The sequence below is a fragment of the Streptomyces sp. NBC_00989 genome, from assembly GCF_045162655.1.
Taxonomy (GTDB): domain Bacteria; phylum Actinomycetota; class Actinomycetes; order Streptomycetales; family Streptomycetaceae; genus Streptomyces.
This window is the reverse complement of record NZ_CP108728.1, coordinates 10,423,982-10,441,693: the sequence shown is the minus strand read 5'-3', so window position 1 is coordinate 10,441,693 and position 17,712 is coordinate 10,423,982. Positions and strand designations below refer to the sequence as shown.

General features: G+C 71.0%; 17 protein-coding genes. 10 read left to right on the top strand and 7 right to left on the bottom strand.

Features of this window, described 5'->3' with window-relative positions:
* Positions 1-173: 173 nt before the first annotated feature.
* On the top strand, positions 174-842 hold the full coding sequence (locus OG714_RS47020; protein ID WP_406130494.1) for a hypothetical protein: 669 nt from the start codon (positions 174-176) through the stop codon (positions 840-842).
* Between the two features lie 93 nt (positions 843-935).
* On the opposite strand, the gene OG714_RS47015 is transcribed toward OG714_RS47020, so the two are convergent.
* Positions 936-2,294 carry an 8-oxoguanine deaminase gene (locus OG714_RS47015; protein ID WP_406130492.1) on the bottom strand — a complete coding sequence of 453 codons (1,359 nt, stop codon included), beginning with the start codon at positions 2,292-2,294 and terminating at the stop codon, positions 936-938.
* A 103-nt stretch (positions 2,295-2,397) separates the two neighbouring features.
* Here OG714_RS47015 and OG714_RS47010 point away from each other — a divergent pair, with 103 nt between their 5' ends.
* The 4 genes from OG714_RS47010 to OG714_RS46995 all read left to right on the top strand — a co-directional run bounded on the left by OG714_RS47010 (position 2,398) and on the right by OG714_RS46995 (position 5,966).
* On the top strand, positions 2,398-3,366 hold the full coding sequence (locus OG714_RS47010; protein ID WP_406130490.1) for an acetylxylan esterase: 969 nt from the start codon (positions 2,398-2,400) through the stop codon (positions 3,364-3,366).
* Between the two features lie 23 nt (positions 3,367-3,389).
* A complete protein-coding gene (locus OG714_RS47005) occupies positions 3,390-3,800 on the top strand; it encodes a nuclear transport factor 2 family protein (protein WP_406130488.1) in 411 nt (136 codons plus the stop codon).
* A 98-nt stretch (positions 3,801-3,898) separates the two neighbouring features.
* Positions 3,899-5,065, top strand: coding sequence for a serine hydrolase domain-containing protein (locus OG714_RS47000; protein WP_406130487.1), 1,167 nt, complete (start codon positions 3,899-3,901; stop codon positions 5,063-5,065).
* Positions 5,066-5,219: 154 nt separating this feature from the next.
* Positions 5,220-5,966, top strand: coding sequence for a GntR family transcriptional regulator (locus OG714_RS46995; RefSeq protein ID WP_406130485.1), 747 nt, complete (start codon positions 5,220-5,222; stop codon positions 5,964-5,966).
* Between the two features lie 60 nt (positions 5,967-6,026).
* Here OG714_RS46995 and helR read toward each other — a convergent pair whose 3' ends face one another.
* Entirely contained in the window at positions 6,027-8,228 is a 2,202-nt protein-coding gene (helR, locus tag OG714_RS46990; protein ID WP_406130483.1) for an RNA polymerase recycling motor ATPase HelR, read from the bottom strand.
* 95 nt (positions 8,229-8,323) lie between these two features.
* Entirely contained in the window at positions 8,324-9,559 is a 1,236-nt protein-coding gene (locus OG714_RS46985) for a glycosyltransferase (protein WP_406130481.1), read from the bottom strand.
* Positions 9,560-9,817: 258 nt separating this feature from the next.
* Here OG714_RS46985 and OG714_RS46980 point away from each other — a divergent pair, with 258 nt between their 5' ends.
* Both OG714_RS46980 and OG714_RS46975 read left to right on the top strand, forming a co-directional pair.
* On the top strand, positions 9,818-10,237 hold the full coding sequence (locus OG714_RS46980; RefSeq protein ID WP_406130480.1) for a YciI family protein: 420 nt from the start codon (positions 9,818-9,820) through the stop codon (positions 10,235-10,237).
* The gene (locus OG714_RS46975) at positions 10,234-11,379 is read left to right on the top strand and encodes an RNA polymerase sigma factor (RefSeq protein ID WP_406130479.1); all 1,146 of its coding nucleotides are present in this window, start codon (positions 10,234-10,236) and stop codon (positions 11,377-11,379) included. Before OG714_RS46980 ends, OG714_RS46975 begins: the two co-directional genes overlap by 4 nt.
* Before the next feature lie 10 nt (positions 11,380-11,389).
* Here the strand turns inward: OG714_RS46975 and cynS are convergent, their stop codons facing one another.
* Positions 11,390-11,836, bottom strand: coding sequence for a cyanase (gene cynS, locus OG714_RS46970; RefSeq protein ID WP_406130477.1), 447 nt, complete (start codon positions 11,834-11,836; stop codon positions 11,390-11,392).
* Positions 11,837-11,979: 143 nt separating this feature from the next.
* Between cynS and OG714_RS46965 the strand changes: the two genes are divergently transcribed.
* Positions 11,980-12,813: an alpha/beta hydrolase gene (locus OG714_RS46965; protein ID WP_406130475.1), complete on the top strand. Its 834-nt coding sequence runs from the start codon at positions 11,980-11,982 to the stop codon at positions 12,811-12,813.
* A 76-nt stretch (positions 12,814-12,889) separates the two neighbouring features.
* Positions 12,890-13,702, top strand: coding sequence for an alpha/beta fold hydrolase (locus tag OG714_RS46960; RefSeq protein ID WP_406130473.1), 813 nt, complete (start codon positions 12,890-12,892; stop codon positions 13,700-13,702).
* A gap of 12 nt (positions 13,703-13,714) precedes the next feature.
* On the opposite strand, the gene OG714_RS46955 is transcribed toward OG714_RS46960, so the two are convergent.
* The gene (locus OG714_RS46955; protein ID WP_406130472.1) at positions 13,715-14,440 is read right to left on the bottom strand and encodes a methyltransferase domain-containing protein; all 726 of its coding nucleotides are present in this window, start codon (positions 14,438-14,440) and stop codon (positions 13,715-13,717) included.
* Between the two features lie 5 nt (positions 14,441-14,445).
* Entirely contained in the window at positions 14,446-15,009 is a 564-nt protein-coding gene (locus tag OG714_RS46950; protein WP_406130471.1) for a PadR family transcriptional regulator, read from the bottom strand.
* Positions 15,010-15,079: 70 nt separating this feature from the next.
* On the opposite strand from OG714_RS46950, the gene OG714_RS46945 reads away from it, so the two are divergent.
* Complete coding sequence (locus OG714_RS46945) at positions 15,080-15,478, top strand: nuclear transport factor 2 family protein (protein ID WP_406130470.1); 399 nt, start codon at positions 15,080-15,082, stop codon at positions 15,476-15,478.
* Positions 15,479-15,534: 56 nt separating this feature from the next.
* On the opposite strand, the gene OG714_RS46940 is transcribed toward OG714_RS46945, so the two are convergent.
* Complete coding sequence (locus OG714_RS46940) at positions 15,535-17,454, bottom strand: hypothetical protein (RefSeq protein WP_406130468.1); 1,920 nt, start codon at positions 17,452-17,454, stop codon at positions 15,535-15,537.
* Positions 17,455-17,712: the final 258 nt, after the last annotated feature.

Below are 17,712 nucleotides of genomic sequence, written 5' to 3'. Positions count from 1 at the left end.
CGGCGACAGCCAGCCAGCCAGCTACACGGGGCTTGCCGACCGATCCATCCATCCGCTCCGCTCCAATCCACTCCGATCCGATTCGATCCGATCCATTCGACTCTGATCCGCTCCGCTCCGGTTGAGCGAAGTGCCTCGTAGGGGGTACCACAGGTGTGTGGACGCTCGCATGCGTGCACGGCGTCGAGGGAGCGGTGGCCCGGCCCCGGCAGGGGTGGGTCCGGTTCCTCGGCTCCGGTGACGGCGAGGAGGTCGACATGCGGACCCGGGTACGGAGCCGACGCCGGCGGCAGAATCCGCTGCGGCGCCGGTCGGATGTCGTGGAGGCGTGGACGGCGCTGGCCGTCACCCTCCTGCTGTTCGTCGGCGCGCCCCTGGCCGGCGCCGCCGCGGGCCTGTGGGCCCACGACCAGGCCCGGACCATCGCCGCGACCCAGCGCGCCGACCGACACCGCGTCCATGCGAAGGTGATCGGCAACCCGCCCGCCCAACTCCCCTCGGTCGAGGGGAACCGCCCGCGCAGCTTCCCGGTGGCGGTGCGCTGGACGGAGCCGGGCAAGGGCTCGCGTACGACCACGGTCGCGGTCCCCGCGGACACGGGACGAGGTGACGTGGTGGACGTCTGGCTCGACGCCAAGGGCCGCGGTGTCGCCCCGCCCCCGGGTGAAGTGGCCGTCTGGCAGCACACGTTGACCGTCGGCATGTGGTCGGCGGCCGCAGTGATCGGCCTGGCCCTCCTCGCGCGGACAGTGAGCCAACGGGTCTCCCTGCGACACCGGTTGGCCGAATGGGAACGGGACTGGGCGCTCACGGAACCACAGTGGACTCGACGACGGGCGTGACCAACCGGCCGCCACCGCGCCTCAACACCCCACAGCTACCAGCCAGTTGAGCCACCCCCACCGCACCCCACTCTCAGCTCCTGCCCCTCCCCGCTACACCCCCTGCTGCATCCGCCGAGCAACCCGCCCATGGTCCCGAAGCACATCCCCCAGCGCCGCCAGTACCGGCTCGCCCCGCTCCACGAGCACCCGTCCGCCCACGACGGTCGTCCACGCCCGAGCGGGCCCACACCGCAGCCACGCCTCGACGGGATCACTCAGAGCCCCCGCCAGCGCGACCTCGTGCAGATCCCAGACGACCAGGTCGGCACACGCCCCCGGCCGCAGATGCCCCAGCTCATCGGCCCGCCCCAGACACCGCGCCGAACCCCGGGTAGCGATGTCGAGGGCGTCCCGCGCGGTCATCGCCGCCGGTCCGCCCCGATACCGCCCGAGCAACAGCGCACCCCGCGTCTCCATCCACAACGAGGCGTGATCGGTGGACGCCGAGCCGTCGCAGCCGATCCCCACCGGCAGCCCCAGCTCACGCATCTCCCTCACCCGCGCCGTGCCGCCCCCGATGAGCATGTTGGAGCTGGGGCAGTGCGCCACGCCCACGCCCGCGGCGGCGAGGCGGCGCAGTTCGTCGTCGTTGGGGTAGATGCAGTGCGCGACCCAGGTGCGGTCGCTCATCCACCCGGTGTCCTCGAAGTACTCGACGGGCCGGCAGCCGTAGGTCTCCAGGCAGTAGGTGTCCTCGTCGCGGTCCTCGGCGAGGTGCGTGTGCAGGCGTACGTCGTACCGCTCGGCGAGTTCCGCGGTCGCCGTCATCACGTCCTTGGTGACCGAGAACGGTGAGCAGGGGGCGAGCGCGACCCGGATCAGCGCGCCCGGTTCCGGGTCGTGGTGGGCCTTGATCAGCCGCTCGCTGTCGGCGAGTACCTCGTCGGTGCTCTGCGTGACGCTTCTCGGCGGCAGTCCCCCGTCCTCGACGGACCGGGTCATCGAGCCGCGGGTCGCGTGGAAGCGGAAGCCGATGTCACGGGCGGCGCGGATCTCGGCGTCGACCAGGTAGGGGCGTGGATGCACATAGAGGTGGTCGGAGGATGTGGTGCAGCCGCCCATGAGGAGTTCCGCCATACCGACGTACGCGGACACGTAGGCGGCCTCCTCGTCGAGGCCGGCCCACAGCGGGTAGAGCGTGGTCAGCCAGTCGAAGAGGGTGCCGTTGACGGCGGGGGCGTAGGAGCGGGTGAGGTTCTGGTAGATGTGGTGGTGCGTGTTGATCAGGCCGGGGGTGACGAGCCGCCCGGTCGCCGAGAGGGTCGTAGTGGCGTCAGGTTCGGCCCCCGGCGGGCCGACGGCGGTGACCCGACCACCCGTGACGGCGACCCAGCCGCCCGGGATCTCCCGCTCACCGTCCACGACGAGCAGTTCGGCGTCCTTGACCAGCAGATCCACGGCAGACGACATGCCGACATGGTAGGCGCGGGGCACCGCAGGAGCCTGGCGAGTCCTCCGATGTCACACGTACGGTGTGATCATCCGCACTCACCCTTCGCAAAGGCGGTCATCGATGGCCCTGTTCGACCTTCCGCTCGACGAACTCCGCGCGTACCGCAGCGATTCCACCGAGCCCGAGGACTTCGACGCCTTCTGGTCCAAGACCCTCCAGGAGACCCGCGAGCACGATCTGGACGCCCGCTTCGAACCGGTCGACACGGGACTGTCCACGGTGCAGGTGTACGACGTGACGTTCGCCGGGTTCGGCGGTCACCCGGTGAAGGGCTGGCTGCGACTGCCGGCCGACGCGGCCCAACCACTGCCGCTGGTCGTGGAGTTCGTGGGTTACGGCGGCGGGCGTGGCCTCCCCCACGAGAACCTGCTGTGGGCGTCGACGGGCCGCGCGCACTTCATCATGGACACGCGCGGGCAGGGCAGTGCGTGGGGCGGCGGCGGTGGCACCCCGGACCCGGTGGGCGGCGCGCCCGCGTACCCCGGCTTCATGACCCGGGGCATCGACGCCCCCGAGAACTACTACTACCGGCGGGTGTTCACGGACGGCGTGCGGGCCGTCGAGGCGGCCCGTTCGCACCCCCTGGTCGATCCCGCGCGCACGGTGGCCCTCGGTGCGAGCCAGGGCGGCGGCATCACCCTCGCCGTCGGCGGGCTGGTCGGCGATCTGGCGGGGATCGCGCCGGACGTGCCGTTCCTGTGCGACTACCCGCGCGCCGCCGTCCTCACGGACCGCGACCCGTACCGGGAGATCGGCAACTACCTCAAGACCCATCGCGGCCGCACCGACGACGTCCTGCGCACGCTCTCGTACTTCGACGGCGTCCACTTCGCCTCCCGGGGCCGCGCTCCGGCGCTCTTCTCGACGGCCCTGGAGGACCAGACCTGCCCGCCGTCCACGGTGTTCGCCGCGTTCAACGCGTGGGCGCACGAGGACAAGAAGATCGAGGTGTACGACTTCAACGACCATGAGGGCGGCGGCCCTTACCAGGAGGCCGTGAAGGTGGACTGGCTGCGGTCGTACGTCTGAGTCCCCCGTCGGAAGGTGCCCCCATGGACAGCGCCACGAGTGAGGCCGCCGAACGGTTCGTGCGGGTCTGGGCGCGGGCCTGGGCCGAGCACGACGTGGACGCACTGCTGGAGTTGTACGCCGAGGACTGCGTCCACCGCTCGATGCCGTTCCGCGAACCGCACCGGGGGCGGGCCGAGTTGGCCGCGTATCTGCGCTGGTCGTTCGCGGCGGAGCAGGTGAGCGATGTGCGGTTCTCGGCGCCGGTCGTCGGCCAACACGGTGTCGCCGTGGCGGAGTTCAGGGTGCTGGCCGAGGAGGACGGCGAGCCGTCCACGCTGGCCGGCTGTGTCTTCGTGCGCTTCGACGGCAAGGGGCTGGCCGTGGAGACCCGCGACTACTGGCACACGGAGGCCGGCCACCGGGAACCGGCCGGCGAGCTGTTCCTCAACTGAACGTACGACACCTTCCGCCCAGTCCGACCAGTCGGTATGTTCAAGACGTCCGGTCCGCAGCGTCGCGGCCCGGACGTCCGGCACACCACGGAGGCCCCATGTCCGAGCACCAGCCAGCCGTCGACGGCCACTGCGACCCCCGCTTCACGGCGGTGCGCACGGCGTTCGAGGAGAACTTCCGGGACCGGGACGAACTGGGCGCCGCGCTGACCGTCACGGTCGGCGGCGAGACCGTCGTCGACCTCTGGGGCGGCTGGGCCGACGCGGCACGGACGCGCCCCTGGGAGCAGGACACGCTGGTCAATGTGTGGTCGACGACGAAAGGCCCGGTGGCCCTGTGCGCCCACATCCTCGCCGACCGGGGTCTGCTCGACCTCGACGCCCCGGTGGCCACGTACTGGCCGGAGTTCGCCGCCGCGGGCAAGGAGAACGTCCTCGTACGACACCTGCTCTCCCACCGCGCCGGACTGGCAGGCCTGCGCGAGCCGCACTCCCTCGCGCAGCTCTACGACTGGGAGTTGACGACCGAACGCCTCGCGGCCACGGAGCCCTGGTGGGAGCCGGGGACACGGTCCGGGTACCACGCGATCACCTACGGCTTCCTCGTCGGCGAAGTGGTGCGCCGCGTCTCGGGGTTGCTCCCGAGCGCCTTCCTGGAGCGTGAGGTCACCGGCCCGCTCGGGATCGACTTCACCATCGGGCTGCCGGAGAAGGAGGCGGGCCGGGCGGCCGAGCTGGTGCATCCGCCCGTCGCGTCGGCGAGCGAACAGGCCGCGATCTTCAGCCAGTTGGCGCCCGCCGCGATCGCCGCGCTGACCAACCCGGTCGCGGGCGCGGCCGAGGCCAACACCCCCGAGTGGCGCGCCGCGGAGATCCCGGCCGCGAACGGCCACGGCACGGCACGCGCCGTGGCGGCGCTCTACGGCGTCTTCGCCGGGCGCGGAACCTACGGCGGCCACCGCGTCCTCTCCCCCGAGGCGGCCGAGCGGGTGCGCGAGGGGCAGGGCAGCTGCCGCGACCTGGTGCTCGGCGCGGGCTTCGCGCACGACACGGAGGTCGGGCTCGGCCTGTGGCTCAGCGGCCCGAACGGATCGTACGGCCGTAACCCGAAGGCTTTCGGACACGACGGCTTCGGTGGCTCCTTCGGTCTGGCCGACCCGGAGGCGGGGGTGTCGATGGGGTACGTGATGAACCGGATGGGGCCTCATATCGCCGACGACCCACGGAAGATGACCCTGATCGCGGCCGTGCAGGACGCCCTGTGAGGGGTGACCGGCGCGGGTCGGTTTCGGCCTAACTGGCCTGCCGCTCTTCCCTGGTGGTTTAGACCAATGCTAGATCTGGTCGCGCAACGAGCCCGCACGGCTACGTTTCGTCACCAGTTCTGCCCTCAGTCTTGTCACCAACAGGAGGCGCGGCATGGCCCGCACCACCCCCCACGACCACCCGACCGCCGACGACCAGCCCCTCTACGGGAGGGTCGCCACCCAACTGCTCGGCGAACTCCACGGCGGCACCATCCCGCCCGGCGAACGCCTGCCCGGCGAACGGCAGTTGGCCGAGCACTTCCAGGTCAGCCGGGAGACCGTAAGACAGGCGCTGGAGGTGCTGCGCAGGGACGGCCTGGTCGCCACCGACCGGCGCGGCAGCCACGCCACCCTGGCGGGACAGCCCGTCGAGACCCCTTCCTCCCTCACCTTCCCGGTCGGCGCCCGCAGCACGGACCCGACCGGCTTCGACCGGGCCACCGTGACCTGGGAGACTCCCCCGCCCGACCACGCCGAGGCCCTGGGCATCGCCCCGCACCGGCCGACCCTCGTCCACCGCTACGCGTCCGCGGCGGCCGACGGCAGCGGACTGCGTACGGCGGTCACGTCCTTCTCGGCGGTGGCGCTGGCCGAGGTCGAGGAACTGGCCCGCTACCGCGACCGCGCCGACGGCTCCGCCGCCGCCCAACTCCGGCGCGCCTACGACTGGATGCGCCGGGCCGGCCTGACCCTGCACCACCGGGACGCCATCACCCAGGCCGCCGACGCGCCCTCGGTGCGCGTGACCCGCCGCGTGCACGACCAGTACGCGCGCCCGCTGGAGATCACCGACCTGGTGGTGGAGTCCCAACAGGACGCCCTGATCTACGAGTTCACACTGCCTGCCGCAGCGGGTTGAGCCCGAGAGCTCGGCACGGTGGCGCGCGGCGGGTCCCGACTCGCCGCGCGCCGGCGCGACTCAGGCGCTCGTGAGCACGACGAGTTGTTGGGTCGCCCGGGTCATCGCCACATAGTGGTCGACGGCTCCTTCGATGCCCTCGCCGAACTTCTCCGGGTCGAGAAGGACGACCAGGTCGAACTCAAGTCCCTTGGACAGCTCGGGAGTCAGCGCCCTGACCCGGGGCCTCGCCCGGAAGATGCCCGCGTCCAGGTCGCCGGTCCCGATGACACAGCCGATCCCGTCCGCGTGCTCGGCGAGCCAGGTGTCGAGGACCGACTCCAGGCCGGAGGTGGGTCCGTGGACGACGGGGATGCCGCTGCTGCGGATCGAGGTCGGCACGTTGGCGTCCGGGAGCACGGCACGGATGACCGGCTCGGCCTCCGTCATGATCTCTTCCGGGGTGCGGTAATTGACGGTCAGGGACGCGAGGTTGATCCGGTCGAGCCCGATCCGCTTCAGCCGTTCCTGCCACGACTCGGTGAACCCGTGCCGGGCCTGGGCGCGGTCGCCGACGATGGTGAAGCTGCGGGACGGGCAGCGCAGCAGGAGCATCTGCCATTCCGCGTCGGTGAGTTCCTGGGCCTCGTCCACGACGATGTGCGCGAACGGCCCGGCGAGCAGGTCGGGTTCGATGGCCGACACCTGTGCCGCCTCGTCGATCAGCGCGTCGCGTAGGTCCTTTCCGTGGAGCATGCCCATCGCGCCCTCGCTCTCGTCGATCTCGACGTTCTGAAGCAGGCTGTCGATGACGTCGGTCCTGCGCGCGTGTTCGGCCGCCACGGCGGCTTCCTGCCGGCGCTTGCGGCGCGCGGACTCGGGGTCACCGAGCCGTTGCCGTGCCGCGTCGAGCAGCGGCAGGTCGGACACCGTCCAGGCCTGGGCGTCCGCGCGCTGCAACCGCTGGACCTCGTCACGGCTCAGCGAGGGTGCGCACTTGCGCAGGTACGCCGGCACCGTCCACAGGTCGCCGACGAGGTCGGCCGCTTCGAGCAGCGGCCACGCACGGTTGAAGGCGGTGAGCAGCTCCCTGTTCTGCCGCAGCGACCGCCGGAGCTGCTCGGGCGTGACCTGCCCGTCCTCCCCGTCCCGCGGCGAGGCGGTGTCGTCGTGCTTGTCCACCAGGATCGTGAGCAGCTCCTGCCAGACCTGCTCGCGTCCCTCGTTGTGCGGGGTGCCGGGTTCGGCCGCCTCGAACGCGACGGCCCAGTCCTCGGCGCTCAGCCGGATGTCGGACCAGTGCGTGGTGACGTTCATGCCCTTGGTCGGCGGCTCCTCGTAGAACCGGACGGCCGGCTCGATCGCCCGCACCAACTCCACGGACGACTTCAGCCGGGCCACCTCCGGGTCGGCCTCCGCGACCGCCGCGGCGCCCTCGGCGACGAGGTCCCGCAGGATGCAGGTCTGCACGCCCTCCTCCCCGAGGCTGGGGAGGACGTCCGCGACGTAGTCCAGATAGGGCCGGTGCGGACCCACGAACAGCACGCCGCCCCTGCGGTGGCCGAGGCGCGGGTCGGAGTAGAGGAGGTAGGCGGAGCGGTGCAGGGCGACGACGGTCTTGCCGGTGCCCGGACCGCCGTCGACGACGAGCGCGCCGCGTGATCCCGCGCGGATGATGGCGTCCTGGTCGGCCTGGATGGTGCCGAGCACATCGCGCATCCGGCCCGAGCGGTTGCCGCCGAGGCTCGCGATGAACGCGGACTGGTCGTCGAGCGCGGCATGCCCGACGAAGCCGTCCGCGGTGAACACCTCGTCCCAGTAGTCGCTGATCCGACCGCGCGTCCAGCGGTACCTGCGCCGGCTCGCCAGACCCATCGGGTTGGCGTGGGTCGCGCCGAAGAACGGCTCCGCCGCGGGCGAGCGCCAGTCGAGCAGCAGGCGTCGGCCCGTGCTGTCGGTGAGACCGAGCCGCCCGATGTACACGGGCTCGGAGGTGTTGGTGTCCACCATGTGGCCGAGACACAGGTCCAGGCCGAAGCGACGTAGGGTGCGCAGCCGTGTGGTGAGCCGGTGGATCTCCGTGTCCCGGTCCATCGCCGCCCGGCCGATGCCTCCGGGCGCCCTGCGCTCGGTGTCGAGCTGCTCGGTCAGTTCCGCGATCGACTGCTCAAGGCTCTCCGCGATCGCCGCGAAGTGCTGCTCGTCGTCGGCGATCAGCGCCGGGTCGGCCTTGGCGGAGAGCCGGTCGGGGAGGTCGAAGGCGCTGGTGGTCAGGGGGTTCACGGCATCAATTCCGATCTGAGGTCGCTCACGGCCCGGCGTGCTGCTGGGCGTGGGGACCGGTGCGTGCGGTTTCTCGTGTGCTCGGTTCGGCCGGTTCACGCGTGCGTGGACCGCCCTTCCCCGCTGACCATGTCCTGGAGCATCTTCGCGGCCACCGTCGTCCCGTCGGTGCGGAGCTTGCCGGCCACAGTCCGTGCCCGGGCCCGCGTCTCGGGGGCCAGGACGGTGGAGAGAGCGGCCGACAGGGAGTCGTAGGTCGGTGTCGGCCCGTCGTGTGCGACGCCGATGCCCAGCTCGGCCACCCGTGCCGCCCAGTATGGCTGGTCCACGATCTGCGGTACGACCACCTGGGGCGCGCCGGACAGCGTGGCCGCCGTCGTGGTGCCCGCCCCGCCGTGGTGTACGACCGCGGCCACCCGGCCGAACAGCGCCTGGTGGTTGACCTCGCCCACGACGAAGCAGTCGTCCCGGTCGTCGACCGGAGCCAGCTCCGCCCAGCCGCGGCCGAGAACGACACGGTGCCCCCGCGCCCGCACCGCGTCGATGGCGTCCCGGGCCATGTCGGGCGAGGTACGGAGTGCCATGCTCCCGAAGCCCACGTACACCGGCGGCTCGCCCGCCTTCAGGAACGCTTCCAGATCCGCGGGGAGCGGGCGCTCGTCGGGCAGGATCCACGATCCGGTCACCGCGAGGTCGAGATCCGTCTGGTCCTGCCACGGGAACAGATCCGGGTCCGAGGCCAGCCACGGCCGCTCGGTGAACGCGTGGTCGCGGACGTTGTCCACCGGCGGCAGGCCGATCGCCGCCCGGTGCCGGTTCTCCGCCTCGCGGTAGAGGGCGTTCACGCGCTGGGCGTCCTCGTCCCACAGCACCTTGATGTCCGTCTCGTCCGGCGAGGACGGATGGCCGGGCCGGGCCGGCGGCCGGTGCTCCGACGACGGCAGACCGGCCGTGTGGAAGCAGGCGAACACGTAGCGGATGCCCAGTTTCTCGGCCACCGAGCGGGCGCCGGTCGGCATCAGGCCGCTCGCCAGCAGCACGTCGCACCCCTCGGCCGCCGGCAGCAGCGTCTCGTAGCGGGCGGCGACCAGCTCGGGTGCGAGCTGGAACGCGGTCGCCGCCGACGGCGGCCTCGCCCCGGTCACCACCGAGCGCACCGACGGACCGAGCGGCACCAGCGGCACACCGGCCCGGGCCAGCAGCTCCACGAACTCCTCGTCCGGCGGCGCGGCGACGCTCGCCTCCGCGCCGAGTTCCAGCAGTCGGGCCGCGAGTCCCGCGATGGGTTCGACATCCCCGCGCGATCCCCACGTCGTCAACAGCACACGCATTCGCGACTCCCATTTCCGCAGGTCATGCCCTTAGGCCGGACATTCTGCGGCACGACGGGGGCCTTGCCGCAAGCCCCCCGGTGCGCTATACGTTAAGAAGGGAAGAGGAGTGGGTACGCCTCCCTTTCCGCCCTTCCCCGCAGATCCCGCGAACTCGCGGCGAGAAATCCGCCCGCCGATGTCGAGAACCCGCGCCCGGCTCCGTCCCCGAGGTGAACGCGACCACAATGGGTCGCACCAGCACCGAGGAGAACGACGATGGCCAAGTACCTGCTCCTGAAGCACTACCGTGGCGCCCCCGCCGCCGTGAACGACGTCCCCATGGACCAGTGGACGCCCGAGGAGATCTCCGCCCACGTCCAGTACATGAACGACTTCGCGGCCCGGCTGGAGAAGACCGGGGAGTTCGTCGACAGCCAGGCGCTCTCCCCCGAGGGGACCTTCGTCCGCTACGACGGAGAGGGGCGCCCGCCGGTCACCGACGGCCCGTTCGCCGAGACCAAGGACGTCATCGCCGGCTGGATGGTGATCGACGTCGACACCTACGAGCGCGCGGTGGAGCTGGCCGGTGAGCTGTCGGCCGCCCCCGGCGCCGGTGGCAGGGCGATCCACGAGTGGCTGGAGCTGCGCCCGTTCCTGGGCGTGCACTCCACCACCACGGAGTGCACCTTTAAGTGAACGAGGTCCTGCTGAGGAGCCTCACGCCGAGTGTGCTCGGGATCCTCGTCCGCCGCGGAGCGGACTTCGCGGCGGCCGAGGACGCCGTACAGGACGCGCTCGTCGAGGCGGTCCGGGTCTGGCCGGACGATCCGCCGCGCGACCCGAAGGGGTGGCTGGTCACGGTGGCCTGGCGGCGGTTCCTCGACGCGACGCGGGCGGACACCGCCCGCCGTAGACGTGAGGATCTGGTCGACGAGGAGCCGGCGCCCGGCCCCGCGCCCGCCGCGGACGACACGCTCCGGCTCTACTTCCTGTGCGCCCACCCGAAGTTGACGCCGTCGTCGGCGGTCGCGCTCACCCTGCGCGCCGTCGGCGGGCTCACCACCCGGCAGATCGCGCAGGCCTATCTCGTGCCCGAGGCGACGATGGCGCAGCGGATCAGCCGGGCCAAACGCACCGTCTCCGACGTCCGGTTCGACCGGCCCGGCGATGTCGCGACCGTGCTGCGCGTCCTCTACCTGGTCTTCAATGAGGGCTACTCCGGCGATGTCGACCTCGCCGCCGAGGCGATCCGGCTCACCCGGCAGCTCGCCGCCGCGATCGACCACCCCGAGGTCGCGGGCCTGCTCGCCCTCATGCTGCTGCACCATGCCCGGCGCGCCGCCCGGACCGCGCGGGACGGCAGCCTGGTCCCGCTCGCCGAACAGGACCGGGCGCGATGGGACACCTCGGCGATCGCCGAGGGCGTCACGATCCTCCAAGTCGCCCTGGCCCGCGACCGGTTGGGCGAGTTCCAGGCACAGGCCGCGATCGCGGCGCTCCACGCGGACGCGCCCACCGCCGAGGAGACCGACTGGGTGCAGATCGTCGAGTGGTACGACGAGCTCGCCGGTCTGACCGACAGCCCGGTGGTCCGCCTCAACCGCGCGGTCGCCGTGGGCGAGGCCGACGGCCCGCGCGCCGGCCTGGCCGCGCTCGCCGCACTGGACGACTCCCTCCCCCGGTACACCGCGGTGGCGGCCTATCTGCACGAACGCGACGGCGACCTGAAGACGGCGGCCCGGCTGTACGCGGAGGCGGCGCTCAAGGCGCCCAACCTCGCCGAGCGCGACCACCTGACCCGTCAGGCCGCCCGGCTCAACGCGGTCCGGAGCCGCTGACGGGGCACGGTCACTCCCACTGGTACTGCAGGTACTTGCCGTCGAGGGTGATGACGACCCGGTCACCGGCGGGGTCGGGCACGCGGCTGACGTCGAGGCGGAAGTTGATGGCGCTCATGATGCCGTCGCCGCACTGCTCGTGGATCAGTTCCTTGATGGTGGGGCCGTAGACCTGGATGACCTCGTAGAGCCGGTAGATCGTGGGGTCCACCGGTACGGCCGCGTCCAACGCGCCCCGGGTGGGCTGGAGTTGGAAGGCCAGGGCGGCATCCTCACCGAGTTCGAGGAGGGCGGCGGCCGTCGCCGCCTCGTCCTTGGACATGGGGTGCTGGCCCAGCAGGGCCGCCGTGGTCCACGCGAGCGGCCGGCCCACGGCCTCGGCCAACTGGGCCCATGTGACACCGGTGTTCACCTTGGCCTGGCGGACCGCTTCGCCGGCTTCACCCTTGCTGAGCATGTACAACTCCGTTCCCGGACAGCACTCTTGCCCCCACGCCGTTCAGCGTAGGAGATCACCCAGGCCACGACAATGGCGTCATCCTTCGCCAAGTGCCCTGATACGACGGACTCCTGGAACTCCGCGGACGCATACTTCGGGACATGACCCACATCGACGTACAGCAGATCGAGCGGGCGAACGCCATCGAACGCACGCCGGTCGTCTTTGTCCACGGTCTGTGGCTGTTGCCGAGCAGTTGGGACCGCTGGGCGGCACACTTCGAGCAGGCCGGGTACGCGCCGGTCTCCCTGTCCTGGCCCGACGACCCGGAGACGGTCAAGGAGGCCAACGAGCACCCGGAGGTCATGGCGGGCAAGACGGTCGGCCAAGTCGCCGACCACCTAACGCAGTTGATCGGGGCACTGACCCGCAAGCCGGCGATCATCGGCCACTCCTTCGGTGGACTGCTCACGCAGATCCTCGCCGGGCGCGGGCTGTCCGCCGTCTCCGTGGCGATCGACCCGGCGCCGTTCCGGGGCGTGCTGCCGCTGCCGATCTCCGCGCTGCGCTCCTCCGCACCGGTCCTCAGCAACCCCGCCAACCGCAATCGCGCTGTCCCCCTGACCTACGACCAGTTCCGCTACGGCTTCGCCAACGCCGTCGGCGAGGAGGAGGCACGGGAGTTGTACGAGACGTTCGCGGTGCCCGCGCCGGGCGCCCCGCTGTTCCAGGCGGCCACGGCGAACCTCAACCCGTGGACCGAGGCGAAGGTCGACACGGAGAATCCCGAGCGCGGCCCGCTCCTGATCATCTCGGGCGAGAAGGACCACACCGTGCCCTGGTCGATCGCCAACGCCTCCTACAAGAAGCAGCAGCACAACAAGGGCGTCACCGAGATCACCGAGATCAAGGACCGGGGCCACGCCCTGACCATCGACCACGGTTGGCAGGAGGTCGCGGACACCGCCCTGTCGTTCGTGCGCCGCTATGCCTGAACTCCCGTACGGCCTACCGGACACCGATGAGCACGCGTACGACGCCGATCTCCTCGACCTCAACCGGAGCTGACCGATGACGATTTCCCGTAGACCCTTACTCCTGGGGGCAGTTGTGGCGGCGGGCACCCTCGCGGCCACCGCGCTCCCGGCCTCGGCGGCCTCCGCCACCGGGGGTTCGCACTCCACGCCGAAGCCCACCGTGGTCCTCGTGCACGGGGCGTTCGCCGACGCGTCCAGCTGGTCGGCGGTGGCCTCCCGGCTGCAGAAGGCGGGTTACCCGGTCGTGGCGCCCGCCAATCCGCTGCGCGGGCTGACCTCGGACGCCGCCTACCTCGCCGCACTCCTCAAGACGATCGACGGCCCGAAGGTCGTCGTAGGGCACTCCTACGGCGGCGCGGTGATCACCCAGGCGGCCGCGGGCGACGCGAGCGTGAAGGCGCTCGTGTACGTCGCGGCCTTCGTGCCCGACAAGGGCGAGCAACTGGGCGAACTCGGCGCGCGGTTCCCCGGGTCGCAGCTGGGCGACGCGTTGCAGCCGCTGCCCGACGGCTCGGGCGGAACCGATCTGGCCATCCAGACGGCGAAGTTCCACGCGGTGTTCACCGCCGACCTCCCGGCCTCCACGTCCGCACTGCTCGGGGCCTCTCAACGCCCCATCAGCGCGGCCGCGTTCACGGACGTCGCCACGGCGGCGGCCTGGCGCGACATCCCCTCGTGGGCGGTCGTGGCGGCGCAGGACCGGGCGATCGCGCCCGACCTGGAACGCTTCGAGGCCAAGCGCGCCGGTTCGCACACGACCGTGGTGGACTCCTCTCACGTCGTGATGATCTCCCACCCGGACCTGGTCACGAAGGTCATCAAGTCGGCGGCGACAGCGACCGGTTGAGACCCGCCGCGGCTACGGCAGCCGTCGCGCCGCGACCATGCGGACGCGGGGGCTGCCGTCGCCGCGGTGCCCGAACTCGGGCAGCGCGTAGAGGTCGACCTCGAAGCCGGCCCGCTCCAACTCCGGCCGTACATACCCGAGTTGGAAGTCCCGGTAGTACATGACGAACGGTGGTCGCCAGACGGCGTTGCGCACCTTCATCACCGCGTCGAAGCCGGACAGCATCCAGTACGCGGGGGATGCGGGGCGCGGCGGTGCGACGACGGGGAAGGCGAAGCAGCCGCCGGGGCGCAGTACGGAGTGGACCTGGGCGAACAGCCCTGGCAGTTCACGGGGAAGGAAGTGGCCGAACGCCCCGAAGCTCACCACCAGGTCGAAGGCCGAAGTGAAGGGCAGGGCCCGGGCGTCGCCGCGCACCCATGAGACACGGGGCTCGCCACTCCTCACCTGCTCCCGTGCCACGTCGAGCATGCCCGAGCTGAAGTCGACGCCGGTGACGCTCTCTTGGCACACCCTCGTCAGCACCTCGACGCCCGCACCCGTACCGCAGCACACGTCGAGTCCGTCGCCGAAGGGGCCGATGCGTTCCAGCATCACGGCGACCGCGTCGAGCAGCGGGGCCGATGTCCGGAAGGGGGTGTGGTCGAACTTGGGCGCGAGGAGGTCGTAGCCGTGCTCGACGGACGACAGGGCCTGGACGGCGAGTTCGCGCAGACTGGGGCCTTCGGGGCTGAACATCCGGGTCAGCCTAGGGCAACGCGCTGCTTCAGGATCGCGAGAACGCGCTCGCACCAGCGCAGGTTCTCCTCCTCGAAGGCGATCCCGGCCATCAGCGTGAGATACGGCCCGACGCGGTCGGCGTCACGCAGGTACTCCTCCTCGGTCAGACCGCCGAGGAGACGGTCCCGTACGCGCTCGTAGCGGTCGAGCTTGCCGCGCGCCCACGACCTGCGTTCCTCGATCAGCTCGCGGGTCACGGTGGGGTCGGTGCCGTCCATGGCCTGAATCTTGATGAGGAGTTCGTCGCGGATGGCGGTGGGGCGCCGGGGCGGCTCGGCGGCGAAGGTGCCGAGGTCCCGTCGGCCGGCCTCGGTGAGCGTGAACATCCTTTTGTTGGGCCTGCGTTCCTGCTGTACGACCCGTGCCTCGATCAGTCCGTCCTGCGCGAGGCGCTCCAGTTCGCGGTAGAGCTGTTGCGGTGTCGCGGGCCAGAAGTTGGCCAGCGACACGTCGAAGACCTTCGCCAGCTCGTAGCCCGAGGCCTCGCCTTCCAGGAGAGCCGCGAGGACCGCGTACTTGAGGGACATGTGGACACGCTAACAGTCGTTGATTAGTCTCATCCACACCTACTCAACTAATTGACTATGAGGTGAGCCGATGCGTGCGTTCCGTGAGGCGGTCGAGGCGCAGGACATGGACGCCGTCGAGGCGCTGCTGGCGGAGGACGTGGTCTTCACCAGTCCGGTCGTGTTCAAGCCGTACCCCGGGAAGGCGATCACCGCGGCGATCCTGCACGGGGTGGCGCGGGTCTTCGAGGACTTCCGGTACGTCCGGGAGATCGGCGATCCGGACGGCTCCGACCACGCGCTGGTGTTCGCCGCGCGGATCGGCGACCGGGAGCTGACCGGCTGCGACTTCATCCACGTCGACGAGAACGGCCTGATCGACGAACTGACGGTCATGGTCCGGCCGTTGTCGGGCGCCCAGGCGCTCCAGGCGGCCATGGGTGCGCAGTTCGAGCGGATCGCGAAGGAGGCGGAGGCGCGGCTCGCGTGAAGCCCAGGCCTTGAGCCCTGAGCCCCGGGCCCTGAGCGGCGCGCCTCCGCCGTCGCTCACGCGACGGTCAGCGTGAGGGCGCCCGTGTAGGTCTGGCCCGGCGTGATGGCCGTGGCCGTCCCGTCGACCGTCAGCGTGACCTTCTTGCCCCGGGGCGCCTTGACGGTCGCGTCGGCGGCGAGGGCGAGCCGGGTCAGGTACGAGGTGCCGCTGACCGTCCACGTCGAGCCACTGTTGAGCTGCACGATCGCGCCGTTGTTGACGGCGGCTCCCACGGTGTTGGTGACGATGCCCAGCTCGTAGAAGGTCGACGCGTCGATGCTGGAGACGCGGTGCTTGGCGGTCGACGCGGAGATGACGCCCTCGACCCTCGCGTCCTCGAAGGTGAGGACCATGTTCTTGCCCTTGCGCATGCCGTTGTAGAAGTCGCCCTTCAAAGCTATGGAGTTGAAGGTGGCGGCCCCGTCGGTGGTGTGGACGGCGGTCGGGTCGAAGGCCGCGTCCTTCGCCGGGTCGCCGGTGGGCTCGGTGTAGACGCCGATGTTCATCATCTTGCCGTTGACCGGGACCGGGCCCGGGTCGTCCAGCTCGATCATCTGGAGGATGATCCCGTCGCGCGGGTTGAGCCGGGCGCCCCGCGAGCCGTCGACGCTGATCGTGGTCTGCTGGCCCTTGTTGAGGAAGGTGGCCCGGTCGGAGTTGATCACCGTGCCGCCGTCGAGGGTGAGTTGGCCGGTGCCGAAGAACATGTAGCCGAAGTGCCCGGAGTTCACCACGGTGTTGCGCACCGCGATCGACGCCAACTCGGCCTTGGACAGCCCGAGTTCCAGCTCGGTGTTGAGCGCGGCGACGGCGGCCCTGGTGCTGTCGCCGTAGTGCACGACCGCGGCCGGGCCCGCGATGATGGTCGCGTAGCTGCCGACGTCGAGCCGGGAGCCGAGCACCCGCACGGTCGCGTCACCGATGGCGTAGGTGCCGTAGCCGTACTCCCCCGTGTTCCCGAAGTGGCTGTTGACCGCGGTCAGTTTGAGCCCGCTGCCGCCCTCGACCGACAGGGCGCCCCAAGTCTCGGAGAACACGGTCGAGTTGAGGTAGGTGGCCTTGCTGTTCGCGCCGATGAGATTGGTGGCGCGGACGTTGCCGTCGAGGCCGAGCATCCAGGGCACGGACTCCATGTACGGCGTTTCCACGGTGGCTTGGTAGTCGGCGGGCAGGACGCCGTTGCGGGTGCGGAGGACGGAGTCCTTGACGATGACGTTGGCGCCGTCGTTGGCGATGACGGCGGTGCGGACGACTCCCTTGGTGTCGATCCGGGCGCCGTCCACGACGAGTGTGGTCGAGGAACCGTCGCCGACGACCGCGGCGCCGTAGCCCGCGAAGTCGCAACGGCCGTTGCCCGTGAGGGAGATGGAGGGCCGGTCGAGGGTGTAGGTGGCGTCCTGGACGTACACGCCGTCGAAGCACTCGCCGGTCGAGGTGATCGACACGTTCTTCGCGTAGGCGTCCGTCAGCTTGCCGCCGAGGACGGCCGCGAGGACGGACTTGTCCTTGACCACACCGTCGCCGTCGACGTACACCGCCTGCCGGAACGGGAAGGTGAGCGTCTCGTACGTCACCTCGTTGGCCGCGGCGACGGTCAGGACGACGTCACCCCGGTAGGTGCCGGCCTGGATCAGGGTGGCCGTTCCGCCGGTGGCGGTGAGCAGTTGGCCGGTCTCCACGCCGTCGACGGTCAGGGAGAGGCTGGAGCCGTCCGGGGCGGTGATCGTGCCGCCGTCGGCGATGGACAGCTCGCTCACGCGGGTGGTCGCGGAGACCGTGTACGTCTCGCCGGATGCGACCGAGATCCGCTTGCCCGAAGCCTTCGTGGCCTTGGTGGCCGTCGGCGCGGCGGTGGCGGACACCGCCGGCACCAGTACGGCTCCGGCCGTGGCGGTACCGGCGATCAGGACCGAGCGTCGGGTGATCAGCGTCATTGCTTGCCTTCCCAGGGATCGATGCGCCGTTGCGCAGTGTGACCGGCCGGCCGTCGAACGCGGGGTGCGGACGGCCCGGCGGAGGCACCGAAGGTGCGCACGAGGGAGTGAAGCAGCCACAAGAACCAGGGAATAGGCGGGCGGCACACACATATGGGAGCCCGATGCCTCGGATCACGCCGACCATTTCATGGCGGTCACACAGAGTCGTCATAGCGGGTGGACGGGCTTGAACACGACGGCGAGGCGGGCGGCTCG